Below are 18,433 nucleotides of genomic sequence, written 5' to 3' on the forward strand. Positions count from 1 at the left end.
AGGCTCTTCATTAGCGATGGGCGCTAGGTGCGGCTAGTGCACGGGCGGCGGCGACATCCGCATTGATCGCCGTTTTCAGCGCCTCCAGGGAGGCGAATCGCTGCTCTTCACGCAGCTTTTGGTGGAAAACCACCGTCAAACGCCGGTCATACAAATCCCCGGCAAAATCCAAAAGGTGAACTTCCAGGTGGGCCTTGCCATCACCTGCAACCGTTGGCCTGACGCCTATATTGGCGACTCCGGGCCACGGTTGGCCGTCGATATCGACACTCACCAGGTACACCCCGGTCAGTGGCACGCGACGGCGCTTGAGCTGCACGTTGGCGGTTGGCGTGCCCAGTTGGCGCGCCAGCTTCTGGCCGTGCAGGACCCGCCCGGCAATCCGGAACGGGCGACCGAGCAAACGCTCGGCCAAGGCGAAGTCGGCAGCGGCCAGGGCATTTCGCACCTGGGTACTGCTCACGCGCAGGCCGTCCAGTTCGACGGTTTGCGCGGCTTCGACAGTAAAACCCTGGGTCACGCCGGCCTGTTGCAGGAAATCGAAATCCCCTACCCGGTCGCAACCGAAGCGGAAGTCGTCGCCGACCTCCAGGTGCTGCACGCCCAGGCCATCGACAAGGATGCGGTCGACGAACTCGGTGGCGCTGAGGCTGCGCAAACGCTGGTTGAACGCCAGGCACAGCACCCGGTCCACACCCTCTTCAGCCAACAGCTGCAGTTTGTCCCGCAGGCGAGCCAAACGGGCCGGGGCCGTCTCGGGGGTGAAGAATTCACGGGGCTGCGGCTCGAAAATCACCACGCAGCTGGGCACGCCCAACTCGACTGCGCGCTCGCGCAGCCGCGCCAGGATAGCCTGGTGGCCACGGTGAACACCGTCAAAGTTGCCAATAGTGGCGACGCACCCCCGATGCTCGGGGCGCAGGTTGTGGAGACCTCGAACCAGCTGCATAACGCGCTTCTTGCTCATAAAGTGGTCGATTATAACCACACCCAGCCCTGGGCGACAGGCAACAGCGCAGGCCAAATGATTCGAATCGAAAAAACAGCCGGCTTATTGTTGATTGTGATCAATTCAGCGCCTTGCGATTGAAATCCCGCAGGCGAAAGCCCAGCACCAGCAACATGCCAAAGTAGGCGACCACCCCGGCCACGACCAGCAGGCCCAGGCGCAGGAATCGCTCGAGCATCTGCCCTTCGTCCCACGCGGGCATCCAGTGCATCAAGCCCAGCAATACCGCCGACATCACCGCCACCGCCACCAGCAATTTAAGGGCGAACACGCCCCAACCCGGCTGCGGCTGGTACATTTTCTGTTTACGCAGTTGATAAAACAGCAGGCCGGCATTGATGCACGCCCCGGCGCTGATCGCCAAGGCCAGGCCCGCGTGCGCCAGAGGCCCGATGAAGATCAGGTTGAACAGCTGGGTAACCACCAGGGTGAAAATTGCGATCTTCACCGGGGTCCGGATGTTTTGCTGGGCATAAAAGCCCGGCGCCAGGACCTTGATCACGATAATCCCCAGCAACCCTACCGAATAGGCGACCAGCGCGCGCTGGGTCATCAAGGCGTCGAACGCGCTGAACTGGCCGTACTGGAACAGCGAAACCGTCAGCGGCTTGGCCAGGATCCCCAGGGCCAGGGAGCACGGCAGCACCAGCACAAAGCACAGGCGCAAGCCCCAGTCGAGAATGCGCGAGTACTCATGGCGGTCCTTGCTGGCATAGGTGCGGGCCAGGGTCGGCAGCAAGATGGTGCCCAGCGCCACGCCGAGCACGCCGGAGGGTAATTCCATCAGACGGTCGGCGTAATACATCCACGACACCGAACCTGAGACCAGCAACGAAGCGAACGCAGTGTTGATGATCAACGAAATCTGGCTCACCGACACCCCGAGAATCGCCGGCAGCATGTTTTTCATGACCCGCCACACGCCCGTGTCCTTGAGGTTCAGGCGCGGCAACACGAGCATGCCGATCTTTTTCAGGTGCGGCAGTTGATACAACAGTTGCGCCAGGCCACCGGCCAGCACTGCCCAGCCAAGTGCCATGACGGGTGGATCGAAGTACGGCGTGAGGAACAGGGCGAAGATGATCATGCTGACGTTAAGCAAGGTCGGCACAAACGCCGGTACCGAGAAGCGGTTCCAGGTATTGAGGATCGCGCCCGCCAGGGACGACAGGGAAATCAGCAATATATAAGGAAAGGTCACCCGCAACAGGTCACTGGTCAGGGCGAATTTTTCTGGAGTGTTGGCAAACCCGGGCGCCGTGGCCCAGATAATCCAGGGTGCGGCGAGCATGCCGGCGATGGTCACCAACATCAGTACCAGGGTCAGAAGCCCCGAGACATAGGCAATGAATGTGCGAGTGGCTTCCTCACCCTGCTGGGTCTTGTACTCGGCCAGGATCGGCACGAATGCCTGGGAAAACGCACCCTCGGCGAAGATCCGCCGCAACAGGTTGGGCAGTTTGAACGCGATAAAGAAGGCGTCCGTGGCCATGCTCGCGCCAAAAATACGCGCGATGAGGGTGTCACGCACAAACCCCAGAACCCGGGAAATCATCGTGATAGAGCTGACGGCGACCAACGATTTGAGCAGATTCATTGAAAGAGTTTTTGCCTATAGATAAAGAGCAGGCGAACAAAGCGCCTACTTATGCGATACTGCGCGCCTGCAACAGCACAGAGCCAAAGCTCGCGAGTTTACAGGTCAAGCGCCGGAAATAAATCACCCGCCTCTTCAGATCGACCACTCAGCAGTTCGCATCAGCCGCCCTTGACAAGACGTCAACTCATCGGCATGATTCGCGGCCTATTTTGTTTGCTATTTCCTAAAAAGTCTTTCGAGGAGCTCGACGGTGGCCAACACACCTTCCGCCAAAAAACGTGCAAAACAGGCTGAGAAGCGTCGCAGCCACAACGCCAGCCTGCGTTCCATGGTTCGTACCTACATCAAGAATGTAGTTAAGGCCATTGACGCAAAAGACGCTGAAAAAGCTCAAGCTGCTTACGTTCTGGCCGTGCCAGTTATCGACCGTATGGCCGATAAAGGCATCATCCACAAGAACAAAGCTGCTCGCCATAAAGGTCGTCTGAATGGCCACATCAAGGCTCTGAACCTTGCTGTTGCAGCCTAAGCGATAAGCTTGTTAAAAAACCGACCCCAGGGTCGGTTTTTTATTGCCCACGATTTATGCCACACCCCAAAACAAATGTAGGAGCTGGCTTGCCTGCGATGAGTATTAACATTCAACATTGATGTCGACTGTTGAACCGTTATCGCAGGCAAGCCAGCTCCCACATAATGCAGAGCAGAGTTGCCAGGTTTATTGCGCGCTAGGCCACGGCAAGATCGGAATCGCCGTCACCGCATTCTGCGGACTGCCTTCGATCAAGCGATCGCTGTAGACCAGGTACACCAGGGTATTGCGCTTCTTGTCGAGGAACCGCACCACCTGCATGGTCTTGAACACCAGCGAAGTGCGCTCCTTGAACACCTCGTCACCATCTTTCAGCTCACCCTTGAAGCGAATCGGCCCCACCTGGCGACAAGCAATCGACGCCTCGGCACGATCCTCAGCCAAGCCCAGACCACCCTTCACTCCGCCCGTCTTGGCGCGGGACAGGTAGCAGGTCACGCCATCCACCTTGGGATCATCAAAAGCCTCGACCACGATCCGATCGTTGGGTCCGACAAACTTGAACACCGTCGATACCTGGCCAATCTCTTCAGCCGAAGCCAGCAGCGGCATCGCCACCAGCAGACCGAGCAACCCCTTCATCACGCGCATCGCAGTTTTCCTTTAGACCAGAATCAGATTGTCGCGGTGAACCAGCTCCGGCTCAGCCATGTAACCCAACAGACCGACAATCGACTCAGACGACTGCCCAATGATTTTCTGCGCCTCGAGGGCACTGTAGTTGGCCAGGCCGCGGGCGATTTCACGACCGTCGGGCGCCACGCACACCACCATTTCACCACGACGAAAGCTGCCCTGGACCAGCTTGACGCCTACCGGCAGCAAGCTCTTATTGCCTTGGGACAACGCAGAAACAGCCCCCGCATCCAGCACCAAGGTACCGCGCGTCTGCAAGTGACCAGCCAGCCACTGCTTACGCGCCGCCAGCATGCCGCGCTCCGGCGACAACAGCGTGCCGATGCGCTCACCGGCCTTGAGGCGATCCAGCACGCGCTCCAGGCGCCCACCCACGATGATCGTATGGGCACCGGAGCGAGCCGCCAGGCGCGCCGCGCGCAGCTTGGTCTGCATGCCGCCTCGACCCAGCGCACCACCGACACTGCCCGCCACCGCGTCAAGCGCCGGATCATCGGCCCGCGCTTCGTAAATCAGCTGGGCGTGCGGATTGTTGCGCGGATCGGCGTCGAACATGCCATCACGATCCGTGAGGATCACCAGCAGATCGGCCTCCACCAGATTGGCCACCAGCGCGGCCAGGGTGTCATTGTCACCAAAGCGGATTTCGTCGGTCACCACGGTGTCGTTCTCGTTGATCACCGGAATCACCTTGAGCTCGACCAGGGCACGCAAGGTGCTGCGGGCATTGAGGTAGCGCTTACGATCGGACAGATCGTCATGGGTCAGCAGAATCTGCGCGGTATGGCGGCCGTGCTCGGCAAAGCTGGATTCCCAGGCCTGCACCAGCCCCATCTGGCCAATCGCAGCAGCGGCCTGCAACTCATGCATCGCGCTGGGTCGCGCGGTCCAGCCGAGGCGGCTCATCCCGGCGGCAACCGCCCCGGACGACACCAGCACCAACTCGACACCCGCCTCATGCAAGGCCACCATCTGTTCAACCCAGACGCTCATGGCTGCGCGATCCAGCCCCTTGCCATCCGCCGTCAGCAGCGCACTCCCGATCTTTACGACCCAGCGTTGCGCACCCGTCACTTTGCTCCGCATCATCTTCAACCTTAGATTGAGGGCCACGCGACCCAGCGCCGCCCATAACGTTATTCGTGACTACCGATTTCCAGATACTAAAACGCCGCTCGATTGAGCGGCGCTTAAGTTTATCGCAACAGATCAGTCACGCACGTAAATGATTTCTGGACCATCTTCATCATCCACGTCTTCCTCGTCCCAATCATCGTCACCGATATCATGGACCGACTTGACGCCACTGCGGCGCAGGGCACGCTGGTCATCCAGCGCCTGCAACTGCGCACGCGCTTCATCTTCGATACGCTGGTCGAGGTCAGCCAATTCAGCCTTGTAGACCGGATCGGCAGCCAGGCGATCAGCACGATCTTCCAGGTAGCGCATGATGTCGCGAGTCAGACGCTCAGTGCCTTCTTTGGCAATGGCGGAGATCACGTAGACCGGACCTTCCCACTGCAGGCGATCAACGATCTCCTTGACCCGCTCTTCGTGCTCTTCTTCGAGGATCTGATCGCACTTGTTCAGCACCAGCCAACGGTCACGTTCAGCCAGGGACGGGCTGAACTTGGCCAGTTCGTTGACAATCACTTCAGCCGCATCCGGGGCACTGGTTTCATCCAGCGGCGCCATATCGACGAGGTGCAGCAGCAAACGGGTACGGGACAAGTGCTTGAGGAAGCGAATGCCCAGGCCGGCGCCATCGGAAGCGCCTTCGATCAGGCCCGGAATGTCCGCAACCACGAAGCTTTTCCAGCGATCGACACTGACCACGCCCAGGTTCGGCACCAGGGTGGTGAACGGATAATCCGCCACTTTTGGCTTGGCCGCAGACACCGAGCGAATGAAGGTACTTTTGCCAGCGTTTGGCAGGCCCAGCAGCCCCACATCCGCCAACACTTTCATTTCCAGCTTCAGGTCACGCTGCTCGCCCGGCTTGCCTGGCGTAGTCTGGCGCGGCGCACGGTTGGTACTGGACTTGAATCGGGTGTTACCCAGACCGTGCCAGCCGCCCTGCACAACCATCAACTTCTGGCCGGCCTTGGTCAGGTCGCCAATCACTTCCTGGGTCGCGGAGTCGATGATCGTGGTGCCGACCGGCACACGCAGCACCAGATCCTCACCTTTTTTACCGGTGCAGTCGGTGCTGCCACCATTGGAGCCACGCTCGGCATCGAAGTGCCGGGTGTAGCGGTAGTCGACCAGGGTATTGAGGTTTTCGTCGGCCATCATGTAGATAGAACCGCCATCACCACCGTCGCCGCCGTTCGGGCCACCGTTTTCGATGAACTTTTCGCGACGGAAACTCATGCAACCGTTACCGCCGTCGCCTGCTTTTACTCGGATGGAAACTTCATCAACGAACTTCATAACAAAACGCCTCTCGCCGCACGGACGAGCTTAAGAAACCAAGACATAAGACTCTTGCAAAAATGAGCGCAGCGACCTCAATCAGCGACCGCAAATCCCGCTGCCTTCGCCATTACAAACAGCTTTGCAAGAGACTCACCCCACAAACGAAAAAGCCCCGTCGCAAGACAGGGCTTTTCCAGCGAGCTCGCAATTAAGCCGAGACAACGCTCACGTAACGGCGGTTGAACGCGCCTTTTACTTCAAACTTGATCACGCCTTCGATTTTCGCGAAGAGGGTGTGATCTTTACCCATGCCTACACCGTAACCGGCGTGGAATTGGGTGCCGCGCTGACGCACGATGATGTTGCCCGGAATGATTTTCTGGCCGCCATACATCTTAACGCCAAGGCGTTTGGCTTCTGAGTCGCGACCGTTACGGGTACTACCACCAGCTTTTTTGTGTGCCATGAGTCAATTCTCCTAGTGAGGAATTAGGCTGAAATTAAGCCTGAATACCGGTGATTTTGATCTCGGTGTACCACTGGCGGTGGCCCATACGCTTCATGTGGTGCTTACGACGACGGAACTTGATGATGCGGACTTTATCGTGACGACCTTGGGAGATCACTTCAGCCACAACGGTAGCGCCAGCAACAACTGGAGCGCCGATGTTCACGTCATCGCCATTGGCGACCAACAGAACGCGATCAAAAGTAACGGATTCGCCGGTAGCGATTTCCAGTTTTTCGATCTTCAGGTATTCACCTGGGGCGACCTTGTATTGCTTGCCACCAGTAACAATTACTGCGTACGACATGGTATTTCTCCGATAATCCTGCTCACCCAGCGCTTTATAAGAAGAGGTATTGGCTGGCATGGCTGCATGGGATGGACGTCCCGAATGCAATTGCGTAAGGCAGGTGCTGCCCAGGAAGTTCAGGGTGCGCGATTGTACGCAAGCTGCGAGAGGCTTGCAAGTAGCCGTCTATCGCGCCTTGACACCCAGGGGCGCGGGTCCTAGCATGCCGCGCAACCCTTCTGGAGCGACTGTCGCTGATGCAACCCCAAGCTTTCTACCGCGCGGTGGCGGACGATTTTAGCGCCGTCGACGGCATCATCAAGAAGCAGCTGACTTCTAAAGTGCCACTGGTCTCCAAAATTGGCGACTATATTACTTCGGCCGGCGGTAAACGCCTGCGGCCATTATTAGTGTTGCTGTGTGGCAAGGCCCTGGGCCGCGAAGGCGATGACCTGCGCCTGCTGGCCGCCACTATCGAGTTCCTGCATACCGCCACCCTGCTGCACGACGATGTGGTCGACATGTCCGGCATGCGCCGTGGCCGCGAGACCGCCAACGCCATGTGGGGCAACGCGCCCAGCGTGCTGGTGGGCGATTTCCTGTATTCGCGCTCGTTCGAAATGATGGTCGAGCTAGGCTCGATGCCGGTGATGAAGATCCTGTCCCAGGCCACGCGCATCATCGCTGAAGGCGAAGTGCTGCAGCTGTCCAAGGTGCGTGACGCGAGCACCACCGAAGAAACCTATATGGAAGTGATTCGCGGCAAGACCGCGATGCTCTTCGAAGCCTCGACCCACAGCGCCGCCGCCCTGTGCGAAGCGAGCGCCGAACAGGCCGAAGCCCTGCGCACCTTTGGCGATCACCTGGGCGTGGCCTTCCAGTTGGTGGATGACCTGCTCGATTATCGCGGTGATGCCGAAACCCTGGGCAAGAACGTAGGTGACGACCTGGCCGAAGGCAAGCCGACCCTGCCGCTGATCTACACCATGCGCGAAGGCACCCCGGAACAGGCGGCATTGGTGCGCAAGGCGATCCAGAAAGGCGGCATCGAAGACCTGGAAAGCATCCGCGCCGCCGTGGAAGCCTCGGGTTCGCTGGACTACACCGCACAACTGGCCCGCGACTACGTGGCCCGCGCCATCAAATGCCTGGAAGCCCTTCCAGCCAGCGAATACCGGGACGCCCTGGTGGAGCTGAGTGAGTTTGCGGTAGCCCGTACTCACTAACACTCTGTGGGAGCCGGCTTGCCTGCGACAGCATCACCTCGCTACAGCTGATAGACCGAGGTGCCTGCATCGCAGGCAAGCCGGCTCCCACATTGAGACCGCATCGCCCCGCCCCCGGCAAAACCCTATATAATGTGCGACTTTTAGCCATCCTGACTTTCAAGGAGCTTTAGTGAGCACGTTGCCACCCTGCCCAAAATGCAATTCCGAATACACCTACGAAGACGGCGCCCAGCTGATCTGCCCGGAATGCGCCCATGAGTGGTCCGTCGGTGGTGAAGCCGAAGCAGCCAGCGATGAAACCGTGAAGAAAGACTCCGTTGGTAACGTCCTGCAAGACGGCGACACCATCACCGTGATCAAGGACCTTAAGGTCAAGGGCACCTCGCTGGTGGTCAAGGTCGGCACAAAGGTCAAGAACATCCGCCTGTGCGATGGCGACCACGATATCGACTGCAAGATCGACGGTATCGGCCCGATGAAGCTCAAGTCCGAGTTCGTCCGCAAGGTCTGACCTACCTCCATCCCGCGCCCCGCGCGGGATGGCGCTTCACCCTCCCCGTACCACCCCCTCCCCAGTAGCAAAAGGCCAGCCCTTTTGACCTTGAACAATGCCCACACAGAAAAACCAGGAAATTGCCAATAGGGACTTGCTATTCTTTGAATAAGAATTATTCTCATTGAAACCCTTCAAGGAGATGCGACCCATGACTTATTTGATTGATGCCTGGCTGGACCGTCCGCACCCTTACCTGCGGATCCTTCATCGGGAAACCGGCGAAGTCTGTGCGGTGCTGGAAGAAGAAGCGCTCAATGAACTGCAGGACCAGGGCGACCTGGACGTCAACGGCCTGAGCTCCAGTGAACCTGGGGTGCTTAAAGAGGTGGTGAGGAATCTGTTTCTGTTCTGCTATGCCCGAGCGTTGCGCCCGGTGACGGAGCTGCATGGCAAGTTTCATCCATGAGCAACCGCGCAGAACCTGATTGCATGGCCCTCTGTAGGAGCTGGCTTGCCGGCGATAACATCACCTCGGTGTAACCCATACCGAGTCGTCTGTATCGCCGCGATCCGCCAAGCCAGCTCCTACATAGAGCCATCAGCAGGTCTTACAGAACGTCGAGCAGCTCGACGTCGAATACCAGAACGCTGTGCGGCGGGATGCTGCCAACACCTTGTGCGCCGTAAGCCAGTTCGCTCGGCACGTACAGGCGCCATTTGCTGCCGGCATTCATCAGTTGCAGGGCTTCGGTCCAGCCAGCGATCACGCCACCGACCGGGAATTCTGCCGGCTGGCCACGCTCGTAGGAGCTGTCGAACACAGTGCCGTCGATCAGGGTGCCATGGTAGTGGGTACGCACCTGGTCTTCACGGGTCGGCTTGGCGCCGTCGCCGGCGGTCAGCACTTCAAATTGCAGGCCGGAAGCCAGGGTGGTGATGCCGTCACGCTTGGCGTTCTCAGCCAGGAATGCCAGGCCCGCGCCCGCGGCTGCTTCAGCCTTGGCCGCTGCTTCGGCTTGCATGATGTCGCGAATCACTTTGAAGCTGGCAGCCATTTGCTCCTGGTCAACACGGCTTGGCTTGCCGCCGAACGCGTCGGTCAGGCCAGCCAGGATCGCGTCCAGGCTGACGCCCGGTGGCGGGTTGTCGCGCAGCTGGTCGCCCAACTGACGGCCAATGCCGTAGCTGACGCGGGTTTCGTCGGTGGACAGATTGACTTCGGACATGGAAAGGCTCCGCTGTAGGACAACTGCAAAAATCCGCAAAAACGCGGGGTCTGGCGTGTCATCCAAACTAAAAGGGCGAGCAGACTAGCACACTCGCCCCAGGCTTGATGAGCCCAAAATCCCGGGCCGGCAGGCGCCGGTCATGGATCAATGCTTGGTCAGTTTATCCAGGTAGCCCATGGCAAACGCCGAGATCACGAAGGTCATGTGAATGATCACGTACCACATCAGGTGCTGTGGATCGACATTCTTGGCATCCATGAAGATCCGCAGCAGGTGGATCGAGGAAATCGCCACGATGGACGCCGCCACCTTCATCTTCAGCGACGAAGAGTCCATGGTGCCCAGCCAGTTGAGCTTTTCCTTGTTGTCGTCGATATCCAGTTGCGAGACAAAGTTCTCATAGCCGGAAATCATCACCATCACCAACAAGCCACCCACCAGGGCCATGTCGATCAACGACAGCAGCACCAGGATCAGCTCCGACTCGGCCATCGCAAAGACATTGGGCAGCAGATGGATCACTTCCTGGAAGAATTTCAGCGCCAACGCCAGCAGCCCGAGGGACAAGCCGAAATAGATCGGCGCCAGCAGCCAGCGGGAGGCGTACATTGCATTTTCGATAAAGCGTTCCATGGAATCTCACACAGCTTGGCTAGAAATGGCGGCGAGTATATCAGCCGCGCACATTGCGCCATAACCACCCGGAAACTGACCTGTAGCGCTTCTGTAAGACAATTTTTCTGCTAGTGTCGGCCTCATCAACGTGGCTAGATGCTGCCGGACAGGAATCTCAAATAATGGATGTGCGATCTCCCTTGGCCAGTCTTGGCCTATGTGTGGCATTACTGGCGGCCAGCGGCTGCTCCCCCAGCGACGAGCACAAGCAAGCTTCTCTGGAAGAAAAAACCACCCAGTTCGAACAATCCCTGGATACGATCCAGGATCCGCGCCTCAAGGAGGCCGTGGGCGAGCTGGGCGGCTCGCTGCTATTGCTGGAGCGGGCGCGCATCAAGCTCGACACCAAGCCAGTGGAGACCGAGTACGGGGAAAACAGCCTGGCCGTGCTTGCGCACTACCCTACCCCGCAAGCTCTGGTGGATACCTACATCAACGGGCTGTTCGTCCTACGCAAGAACTCGCATTCGGACTACCTGACCGATCTGCAACCGGTGTTCCCGTTCAGTTTCAATATGCCGGACCAATTCCCGTTTCCCCATGGCCTGGAATGGCAATCGGTGACCTTGAGCAACAACAAGATCATCCCGTTCCAGCCGGAATGGTCGGAAACCGACCCCGGCATCCAGTTGAGCCCCAGCAGCTCCAACCTGACCAACCCGGACGACCTGACCGTCACCTATCCCTTTATCGAAGGCATCGAGACGGACAACAAGAGCCAGCCCCAACCCGTCACCCTCAAGGGCCGGGTCGAGGTGATTGCACCCAGCAAAGTGCTGACCTTCGACCTGACCCGCAAAGACGTGGGCCACAAGCGCACCGAGGCAAACATCACGCTGACCCTGCTGGCCCTGAAGAACAACTACGCCGAGATCGAACTGACCAACACCAGCCCCCTGGCGCCACAAGTGGCGGATGAGTCGCCCAACCCGCTGCTGGTCCAGGCCCGGGACACCACCGGGCAATTTCTTTCCCGTGCCGGTTCGATCAATGAAAGCGCCGCCCAGGTGGCGTTCTACGAGCAGCAACTGGCGCAGATGCGCAAGCAGACAACCTGGTCCGAGGCCTTTGAAAAGCAGTTGCAAGACGAGCAGAAAACCTTCGAACAAAAGCAGGCCAGCCACTACGCCAAGGTCTACTTCAACGGGGCGATCGATAGCCTGCAAGTCAGCGTGCTGGATTTCTCCGACGCTACAGTCACCCGCAAGGACCTGGAACTGCCGATACGGCGCTTCGACAAGAACAGTCTGGAGAAAACCGTGCAGGGCCTGCCCATGCCCGTCACGGTGTATGACGATGAGGCCGCAGGCTGGCTCCAAAGTGCCAGCCTCTCCGAAGACCAGTTGAAAAGCAGCGTCACCATCAGCCAGTCGGTGGACGACGCCAGCGCCGCCCACATCGCCTTTGACCATCCCTTCACCTTCAATGACGACCTGATCGGCTCGACTCGCACCAGCAACGACGCCCCGCTGACGTTCTTCACCGCAAATGATCAAGGCAAGCGCGGCGAGCCCATCGAGCTGCCCACCGAGGCCTTTGAGGTCGACCCATGGCGCGCCACCATCACCTACGACCTTAATTTATTCCCGGAAACCCCGGCATTTGCCGTGGGATCGATCCCGCTGTTCCTGGCCACCATCGAAAAGAACACCGTCAACACCGCCCAACTGCCCAAGGGCCTGTCGATCCAGGACAACGCGCTGATTGTCGACCAGGCGCTCTTCCCTTCCGATAGCTGGCGCTTCTTTGCCAAGGACGCCAGTGGCAAGTACTTGAAGGAAATCCTCGGCGTCAGCCACCGCGCTGCGGAATACGGCACCGCGCTGTTTGATGTGCATTACTTTTATGGCCAGCCGACCGCGCTTGAAACCTACCAGCGCACGGCGTTGAACACCGTGCAATACGGTTTTGAGGTCAAGCTGGACAAGCCCGAGAGCAAATTGTAAGAGCCGGCTCCTACAGTGGTTGCGGTTTACAGGTGCAGGGCCTGGGGCCGTCCGCCATTGAGCTGGCGCAGGTGGGCCTGCAAGTGCAGGCACCAGATCTGCGGGTCGTCGGCCAGTTCGTAGCCGTGCAGGGTCAGGCTTTGCACGATGGATTCAAGAATGTTTTCCGCGACGAACGGGCCATGGAACGGCCCCTGGGACTTGATGGTCGAGGGCTGCTCACCTGTCATTCCGGCGGCAAACAGCAACGTCCACATCCCGGCATCCCCCGCAAGAGGACGAATGGAACATTCAATTCGGGTGACCAGGCCCAGGCACTGGCGGGTGAGGCAAAGGCTGCGCGGCATGGCGGCGACCCTCGGTAGATCCGGTGTTCAGCCTCCAGACACAAGGCCGTCTCTATCCCATGACTCCTGTAGATATCCCTTGAGCTGAGAATAGAAGAAAACCGCTACAAACCAAGATTGTAGGGACCAACGGCCATCAGCTCCCCACAACCCAGCCAAAAATATGGCGCTTTCCCCGCTCGGACCCGACTTGCCGGCGATAGCGATACATCGAGCGCCATCGCCGGCAAGCCGGCTCCAATGGGTGATCCCGCATCAGCTGGGCTTGGCTTCGACCAACGCCTGCTGCGCCAGCTCCTTTTCCGCTTCCTTGAGGTCTTCCTCGCTGATCATCTCGGCAATCGCCCGCAGACGTTCAACCACGCGCGCGTTGACGCTACCCTCGGGGAATTGCCCTTCGGCATCCGGCTCGCCGGCAGGCTCGCCCACCAACAGGCTCAACGCCTCGTCGGCCTGGCGCACGGCATACACGTGGAACTGCCCTTGCCTTACCGCCTGCAAGACCTTCTCGTCGAGCATCAGCGTCGCGACGTTGGCCTGGGGAATGATCGCGCCCTGCTCGCCCGTCAAGCCACGGGCCTCGCACAGGCGGAAGAAGCCTTCGATCTTCTCGTTGACCCCGCCCACCGCCTGCACTTCACCGAACTGGTTGATTGAGCCAGTAATGGCAAAGCACTGCTTGAGCGGGGTCTTCGACAGCGCCGAAATCAACGTACAGGCCTCGCCCAACGAGGCGCTGTCGCCGTCGACATAACCGTAGGATTGCTCCAGGGCAATGCTCGCAGAGATCGCCAGGGGAAATTCCTGGGCATAACGGCTGCCCAGGTAACCGGTGAGGATCATCACGCCCTTGGAGTGGATCGGCTGGCCGAGGTTGACCTCACGCTCGATATCGACAATGCCACTGCCGCCCGGGTACACCGTGGCAGAAATGCGCGCCGGCACACCGAACGCCGAATCACCGACCTCCAGCACCGTCAGCCCGTTGCATTTGCCCACTGCCGCGCCGGCGGTGTCGATCAGGATCACCCCGGCGAGCATGTCGTCGAGGATCCGCGCCGAGACCCGGCCGGTGCGCGTGGCCTTGGCCTTCAACGCGCGCTCGATGTGCCCGGCGTCGGTGCGTTCATCACCCGCCAGGTGGCGGATGAAGTCCGCCTCGCTGACCAGCTGGAACAGGTCGCCGATGCGCGCCGACAAACGTCCCTGGTGCTCCGCCAGCCGTGCGCTATAGGTCGCCAGGCGTGCCACCGCATCCGAGGTCAGCGGCGCCATGCCTTCTTCCGAGGTGCGGGTTTTCAGCAACTGGGCGAACTGCTCCAGGCTTTCATCGACCATCGGGATGTCTTCATCGAAATCCACCAGCACCCGGAACATCTCCTGGAAGTCCGGATCCAGGTCTTGCAGGGTGTAGTACAGCGAGCGGGCGCCGATGATGATGACCTTGACCTGCAACGGGATCACTTGCGGGTTGAGGGTCACGGTGGCCAGGCGGCCCAACTCGCCCAGAGGCGACTCCATCTTCAACTTGCGCGACTGCAGCGCGCGCTTGAGCGCGTCCCAGACAAACGGCTCGCTGAGCATTTTCTCGGCTTCGAGGATCAGGAAACCGCCGTTGGCACGATGCAACGCCCCCGGACGCAGTTGCCGGTAGGTGGTGTAGAGCGCGCCCTGGTCGGTGCTGTACTCGATACGGCCAAACAGGTTGTCGTAGGTCGGGTGCGGTTCGAACACCACCGGCGCGCCGCCATTGAGCGGATGGCCCACCACCAGGCTCGGGCAGTACTGCTCTTCCAGCAACTTGCGCGCCTGGGCGTCGGTTTTGGCGTCATCCACCAGCAGTTCGACCACGGTCTTGAGCAGATAGACCTGCATCGCCTGCAGGTAGCCGCAGACGCCGGCGTTCTCGGCGTACTTCTCGGACAACGGTGCCAGCAATGGCTGCAAGGCCAGGGTGATGGTCTCTTCGTTGAACTGGCGCATCTGGTTGTTGGACTCGCGCTTCCACTGCGGCAGGCTGGCGAGTTCTTCGTTGAGGCGCTCTTCGAGCTCGGAAATATCCGTGTGGAAACGCTCACGGTCGGCTTCCGGCAGTTGCGAGAACTCGGCCTCGTCCAGGGCCTTGCCATCGAGCATCGGGGTAAAGGCGATATTGCTGCTGTCACGGTACAGCGCCACGTCCTTTTCCAGGGCCAGGCGCTCGATCACATCCAGGGCGCGGTCGTAGCGCTGGTTGAAGGCGCGGTCGATCGCGCTTTTGCGCTGTTGATACGTAGGGTGCTCGAACACTGCCGGGAAGGTGGCGACCAGGTTGTCGATCAGGCCACTGATATCTGCGATGAACGGGGCCGCGCCGCCCGCAGGCAATTCCAGGGCGCGGGGCTCGCGGGGCTCGTCGAAGTTATTGACGTAGACCCAGTCCGCCGGGGTCTGCAGGCGCTTGCCTTCGGCCTTGAGGTAGCGTTTGACGAACGAAAAGCGGCCGGTACCGGGCTCGCCCATGACAAATACGTTGTAACCGGGGCGTGGCATGGCCACACCGAACTGCAACGCTTCAACCGCGCGTTCCTGGCCAAGCACACCGCGAAAGGGCTCCAAGTCATTGGTGGTCGAGAAGCTGAACTGTTCAGCGGAGAAAGGACGGGTCAGCGCTTCGGGCGCTAGACGCAAGCTGGCAGCAACAGGATCAGGCATCGGGCTTCCTTACATCAGGCGGGGCAATGGCGGCATTCTGGCGCCGTGCGTAGCTGGCTGGCAAGGCACGACTGAGGTAAAGCATAGACACGGGATGCGGCCTGCAAAAAAACCAGTCTGCATTGATTGTTTTACAAAAAAGCACGGAACCCTTGGAACATGCCTAAACTCCAAACTGCGCGGGTTGGACTAATAACTGGCCCCTAGGGTGCTTTGCGGCGCCTGAACCCTTGTCCATTGGTTTGCACACTAAGAGAACAAAGCTATGAAACGGATCCTTCTCGGTACTCTCTTCACCGTTGTCTCCCTCAATGCAATGGCCGAAGCGCCAGGTGGCCCTAACTGCGGTTGGGGCAACATGCTGTTCGAAGGCCAGCGCGGCACGCCGGCTCACTTCCTCGCTTCCACCACCAACGGCACCTCCGGTAACGCCACCTTCGGCATGACCTCGGGCACCAACGGTTGCAGCACCAACAGCGCGCTGACTTACGGCGGCAAATCGTGGATTGCCATGAATGGCATGATGAACGAGCTGTCCGAAGACATGGCCAAAGGCAATGGCGAAGCACTGACCACCTATGCCGTGGTCCTGGGCGTTGCTCCAGAAGATCGTGATCACTTCGCCGCTGTGACTCACGAACACTTCCAGCAGATCTTCAGCAAGGCTGACGTGACCGCAGAAGACGTGCACTCCAACACCATCGCTGTTCTCAAGGGCGACGCCCGCCTGGCGAAATACGCCACCCAGGCTTAAGCTCGACCTGCCCGCGCCCTTACCCGGCGCGGGTTTTATTTTTTGGACCTGCCCCTTTCCCGGGTCTTTATTTATTCCGACTTAAGTTGCCCCTATGCTCAAACGCCTTGCCTGCCTGGCACTCTTCGCCTGCGCCCCGCTATCTGCGGCGCCGCACCTTGATGATCAACGTTTGCAGCAATTGGCCAATGATCCATTCTGGCTTTCATTGGGGCACTACGAAGCCGGCAAGCTCAAAGGCTGGCGCAGCTATGTCAGCGACCAGAAATTCTTCCTCGCCAAAGACGGCGCCCACCACCCGGACGCCGAACTCAAGGCCACCGTAGACGCACTGTACGCCCCGGCCAGCCTCGGCGAAAAACATGCCCAATGCGTGTACCCGGCCCGCACCCGCTGGCTCAAGGACCAGTTGCACCTGACTGACCTGCCCGCCGTGGACTGCGTCGAGTTCAAGCAATGGTTCAAGGACGTCGCGCCCCACAGCGCGGTGATGATCTTCCCGGCGGCCTATCTCAACAGCCCATCGTCGATGTTCGGCCATACCTTGCTGCGCATCGACCAGGCTGATGTGCAAAGCAACAAGACCGCCTTGCTCAGCTACGCGATCAACTTCGGCGCCTACATTGAAGGCTCGGACAACAGCATCCTCTACGCCTGGAAAGGCCTGATGGGCGGTTATCCCGGCCTGTTCGCCCTGGTGCCCTACCAGGAAAAGCTCTCGGAATACCGTAGCCTGGAGAACCGCGACCTGTGGGAATACCGCCTGAACCTGACCCAGGTCGAAACCGAGCGCATGGTCGAGCACGTGTGGGAGCTCAAGCAAATCCAGTTCGACTACTTCTTCTTCGATGAAAACTGCTCGTACCGCCTGCTGGAATTGCTGCAAGTGGCCCGCCCCGGCCTGCGCCTGACCGAACAGTTCCCGCTCACCGCCATTCCCACCGACACCGTAAAAGCGGTGAAGGACGCGGGCCTGGTGGAGAAAATCGATTATCGCCCGTCCCGCGAACGTGAGTTGCTGGAGCGCGCCAAGCCCCTGGACAGTGACGAGCAGCAATGGGTGCTAAAGATCAGCGATGACCAAAAACAATTGCAAGATCCAACGTTCATGGCCCTTGGCAAAGACCGCCAGGCCCTGATCATCGACGCGGCCTACCGCCTGGGCCGCTACCGCGCCAACGGCCTTGAGCGCGACAGCGAACGCTCCCAGCGCAGTTTCGAGTTGCTGCGGGCAATCAACCAGAACCCGGCGCCGGACCTACAGATCGAGCGCCCCGGCCTGCCGGAAAACGGCCATGAATCGCGCACCTGGCAAGCAGGTATCGGCACCCGTGGCGACAAAGCCTTCGGCGAATACGGCCTGCGCATGGCCTACCACGACCTCAACGACAACGCCGAAGGCTTCCCCCTGGGCGCGCAGATCGAAATCCTGCAGATGAAACTGCGCCAGTACGAAGGCAACAACTGGCAACTGCAACAAGTGGACCTGGCGACCATCCGCTCCCTGACTCCGCGCAATGAGCTGCTGCAACCGCTGTCCTGGCAAGTCACCGGCGGCCTGGAGCGGGTACCGGGCAAACATGACGACGAAACCCTCGTCAGCCACGTCAACGGCGGCGCCGGCGGCACCTGGCAACTGCACGACGACATGCTCGGCTTTGCCCTGGGCACCGTGCGCGTGGAACATAACAACGACTTCAGCGAATTCATCTCCCCCGCTGCCGGCTTCAACACCGGGCTGCTGTGGAAAAACCCGCTAGGCAACCTGAGCCTGGAGGCCAAGGGCGACTTCTTCACCAATGGCGAGGTACGACGTAGTATCAGCCTGAATCAGCAGTGGGAAGTATCACGCAACCTCGGCGTGCGCCTGAGTGCGCAACGGGAGTTCAGCCACCTGGCGACGCCGGTTAACGAGGTGATGCTTGAGCTGAAGTGGTATCACTACTGACCGGCCCCAACGCCTATTGAAGATCCAGTGTGGGAGCGGGCTTGCCCGCGATAGGGGTGTGTC

General features: G+C 59.7%; 18 protein-coding genes. 7 read left to right on the top strand and 11 right to left on the bottom strand.

The genetic code is table 11. The features are described 5' to 3' along the window. Positions 1-10: 10 nt before the first annotated feature. Both ribF and murJ read right to left on the bottom strand, forming a co-directional pair. The gene (ribF, locus tag ACSSVH_RS22390; RefSeq protein WP_057441100.1) at positions 11-949 is read right to left on the bottom strand and encodes a bifunctional riboflavin kinase/FAD synthetase; all 939 of its coding nucleotides are present in this window, start codon (positions 947-949) and stop codon (positions 11-13) included. A 118-nt stretch (positions 950-1,067) separates the two neighbouring features. Then, positions 1,068-2,606 carry a murein biosynthesis integral membrane protein MurJ gene (murJ, locus tag ACSSVH_RS22395; RefSeq protein WP_492633752.1) on the bottom strand — a complete coding sequence of 513 codons (1,539 nt, stop codon included), beginning with the start codon at positions 2,604-2,606 and terminating at the stop codon, positions 1,068-1,070. 253 nt (positions 2,607-2,859) lie between these two features. Here murJ and rpsT point away from each other — a divergent pair, with 253 nt between their 5' ends. Next, entirely contained in the window at positions 2,860-3,138 is a 279-nt protein-coding gene (gene rpsT / locus ACSSVH_RS22400) for a 30S ribosomal protein S20 (RefSeq protein WP_029292043.1), read from the top strand. A gap of 189 nt (positions 3,139-3,327) precedes the next feature. Here rpsT and ACSSVH_RS22405 read toward each other — a convergent pair whose 3' ends face one another. The 5 genes from ACSSVH_RS22405 to rplU all read right to left on the bottom strand — a co-directional run bounded on the left by ACSSVH_RS22405 (position 3,328) and on the right by rplU (position 7,070). Next, positions 3,328-3,792: a CreA family protein gene (locus ACSSVH_RS22405; RefSeq protein WP_169951059.1), complete on the bottom strand. Its 465-nt coding sequence runs from the start codon at positions 3,790-3,792 to the stop codon at positions 3,328-3,330. A gap of 12 nt (positions 3,793-3,804) precedes the next feature. Next, positions 3,805-4,923, bottom strand: a complete 1,119-nt coding sequence (gene proB, locus ACSSVH_RS22410; RefSeq protein ID WP_169951401.1) for a glutamate 5-kinase — start codon at positions 4,921-4,923, stop codon at positions 3,805-3,807. Positions 4,924-5,046: 123 nt separating this feature from the next. Further along, a complete protein-coding gene (cgtA, locus tag ACSSVH_RS22415; RefSeq protein ID WP_154906582.1) occupies positions 5,047-6,270 on the bottom strand; it encodes an Obg family GTPase CgtA in 1,224 nt (407 codons plus the stop codon). A 193-nt stretch (positions 6,271-6,463) separates the two neighbouring features. Continuing rightward, complete coding sequence (gene rpmA, locus ACSSVH_RS22420) at positions 6,464-6,721, bottom strand: 50S ribosomal protein L27 (protein ID WP_029292052.1); 258 nt, start codon at positions 6,719-6,721, stop codon at positions 6,464-6,466. Positions 6,722-6,755: 34 nt separating this feature from the next. Beyond that, positions 6,756-7,070, bottom strand: a complete 315-nt coding sequence (gene rplU / locus ACSSVH_RS22425) for a 50S ribosomal protein L21 (RefSeq protein ID WP_003176051.1) — start codon at positions 7,068-7,070, stop codon at positions 6,756-6,758. A gap of 239 nt (positions 7,071-7,309) precedes the next feature. On the opposite strand from rplU, the gene ACSSVH_RS22430 reads away from it, so the two are divergent. The 3 genes from ACSSVH_RS22430 (at position 7,310) to ACSSVH_RS22440 (ending at position 9,243) form a co-directional block, all read left to right on the top strand. Then, a complete protein-coding gene (locus ACSSVH_RS22430) occupies positions 7,310-8,278 on the top strand; it encodes a polyprenyl synthetase family protein (RefSeq protein WP_038443490.1) in 969 nt (322 codons plus the stop codon). A gap of 172 nt (positions 8,279-8,450) precedes the next feature. After that, positions 8,451-8,792 carry a zinc ribbon domain-containing protein YjdM gene (locus ACSSVH_RS22435; RefSeq protein ID WP_032861873.1) on the top strand — a complete coding sequence of 114 codons (342 nt, stop codon included), beginning with the start codon at positions 8,451-8,453 and terminating at the stop codon, positions 8,790-8,792. A gap of 193 nt (positions 8,793-8,985) precedes the next feature. Continuing rightward, the gene (locus ACSSVH_RS22440) at positions 8,986-9,243 is read left to right on the top strand and encodes a PA4570 family protein (protein WP_029292069.1); all 258 of its coding nucleotides are present in this window, start codon (positions 8,986-8,988) and stop codon (positions 9,241-9,243) included. A 142-nt stretch (positions 9,244-9,385) separates the two neighbouring features. Here ACSSVH_RS22440 and bamJ read toward each other — a convergent pair whose 3' ends face one another. Further along, on the bottom strand, positions 9,386-10,003 hold the full coding sequence (gene bamJ / locus ACSSVH_RS22445; RefSeq protein ID WP_038443496.1) for a BamJ family beta-barrel-assembly machinery protein: 618 nt from the start codon (positions 10,001-10,003) through the stop codon (positions 9,386-9,388). A 147-nt stretch (positions 10,004-10,150) separates the two neighbouring features. Continuing rightward, entirely contained in the window at positions 10,151-10,639 is a 489-nt protein-coding gene (locus ACSSVH_RS22450; protein WP_057441112.1) for a TIGR00645 family protein, read from the bottom strand. Between the two features lie 164 nt (positions 10,640-10,803). Here ACSSVH_RS22450 and ACSSVH_RS22455 point away from each other — a divergent pair, with 164 nt between their 5' ends. Continuing rightward, positions 10,804-12,627 carry a hypothetical protein gene (locus tag ACSSVH_RS22455; RefSeq protein ID WP_492633753.1) on the top strand — a complete coding sequence of 608 codons (1,824 nt, stop codon included), beginning with the start codon at positions 10,804-10,806 and terminating at the stop codon, positions 12,625-12,627. Between the two features lie 26 nt (positions 12,628-12,653). On the opposite strand, the gene ACSSVH_RS22460 is transcribed toward ACSSVH_RS22455, so the two are convergent. Both ACSSVH_RS22460 and ACSSVH_RS22465 read right to left on the bottom strand, forming a co-directional pair. Next, the gene (locus tag ACSSVH_RS22460) at positions 12,654-12,974 is read right to left on the bottom strand and encodes a PA4575 family protein (protein ID WP_169951064.1); all 321 of its coding nucleotides are present in this window, start codon (positions 12,972-12,974) and stop codon (positions 12,654-12,656) included. Positions 12,975-13,229: 255 nt separating this feature from the next. Continuing rightward, positions 13,230-15,668, bottom strand: coding sequence for a Lon protease family protein (locus ACSSVH_RS22465; RefSeq protein WP_169951066.1), 2,439 nt, complete (start codon positions 15,666-15,668; stop codon positions 13,230-13,232). 265 nt (positions 15,669-15,933) lie between these two features. Here ACSSVH_RS22465 and ACSSVH_RS22470 point away from each other — a divergent pair, with 265 nt between their 5' ends. Both ACSSVH_RS22470 and ACSSVH_RS22475 read left to right on the top strand, forming a co-directional pair. After that, positions 15,934-16,422 carry a DUF3015 domain-containing protein gene (locus ACSSVH_RS22470; RefSeq protein ID WP_029292080.1) on the top strand — a complete coding sequence of 163 codons (489 nt, stop codon included), beginning with the start codon at positions 15,934-15,936 and terminating at the stop codon, positions 16,420-16,422. A 94-nt stretch (positions 16,423-16,516) separates the two neighbouring features. Further along, the gene (locus ACSSVH_RS22475; RefSeq protein ID WP_492633754.1) at positions 16,517-18,370 is read left to right on the top strand and encodes an Lnb N-terminal periplasmic domain-containing protein; all 1,854 of its coding nucleotides are present in this window, start codon (positions 16,517-16,519) and stop codon (positions 18,368-18,370) included. Positions 18,371-18,433: the final 63 nt, after the last annotated feature.

This window comes from Pseudomonas sp. HC1(2025), assembly GCF_058742075.1.

Coding starts and splice junctions, on each gene's coding strand:
- ribF (WP_057441100.1), bottom strand. CDS start 949: ATGCAGCTGGTTCGAGGTCTCCACAACCTGCGCCCCGAGCATCGGGGG.
- murJ (WP_492633752.1), bottom strand. CDS start 2,606: ATGAATCTGCTCAAATCGTTGGTCGCCGTCAGCTCTATCACGATGATT.
- ACSSVH_RS22405 (WP_169951059.1), bottom strand. CDS start 3,792: ATGCGCGTGATGAAGGGGTTGCTCGGTCTGCTGGTGGCGATGCCGCTG.
- proB (WP_169951401.1), bottom strand. CDS start 4,923: ATGCGGAGCAAAGTGACGGGTGCGCAACGCTGGGTCGTAAAGATCGGG.
- cgtA (WP_154906582.1), bottom strand. CDS start 6,270: ATGAAGTTCGTTGATGAAGTTTCCATCCGAGTAAAAGCAGGCGACGGC.
- rpmA (WP_029292052.1), bottom strand. CDS start 6,721: ATGGCACACAAAAAAGCTGGTGGTAGTACCCGTAACGGTCGCGACTCA.
- rplU (WP_003176051.1), bottom strand. CDS start 7,070: ATGTCGTACGCAGTAATTGTTACTGGTGGCAAGCAATACAAGGTCGCC.
- ACSSVH_RS22430 (WP_038443490.1), top strand. CDS start 7,310: ATGCAACCCCAAGCTTTCTACCGCGCGGTGGCGGACGATTTTAGCGCC.
- ACSSVH_RS22440 (WP_029292069.1), top strand. CDS start 8,986: ATGACTTATTTGATTGATGCCTGGCTGGACCGTCCGCACCCTTACCTG.
- bamJ (WP_038443496.1), bottom strand. CDS start 10,003: ATGTCCGAAGTCAATCTGTCCACCGACGAAACCCGCGTCAGCTACGGC.
- ACSSVH_RS22450 (WP_057441112.1), bottom strand. CDS start 10,639: ATGGAACGCTTTATCGAAAATGCAATGTACGCCTCCCGCTGGCTGCTG.
- ACSSVH_RS22455 (WP_492633753.1), top strand. CDS start 10,804: ATGGATGTGCGATCTCCCTTGGCCAGTCTTGGCCTATGTGTGGCATTA.
- ACSSVH_RS22460 (WP_169951064.1), bottom strand. CDS start 12,974: ATGCCGCGCAGCCTTTGCCTCACCCGCCAGTGCCTGGGCCTGGTCACC.
- ACSSVH_RS22465 (WP_169951066.1), bottom strand. CDS start 15,668: ATGCCTGATCCTGTTGCTGCCAGCTTGCGTCTAGCGCCCGAAGCGCTG.
- ACSSVH_RS22470 (WP_029292080.1), top strand. CDS start 15,934: ATGAAACGGATCCTTCTCGGTACTCTCTTCACCGTTGTCTCCCTCAAT.
- ACSSVH_RS22475 (WP_492633754.1), top strand. CDS start 16,517: ATGCTCAAACGCCTTGCCTGCCTGGCACTCTTCGCCTGCGCCCCGCTA.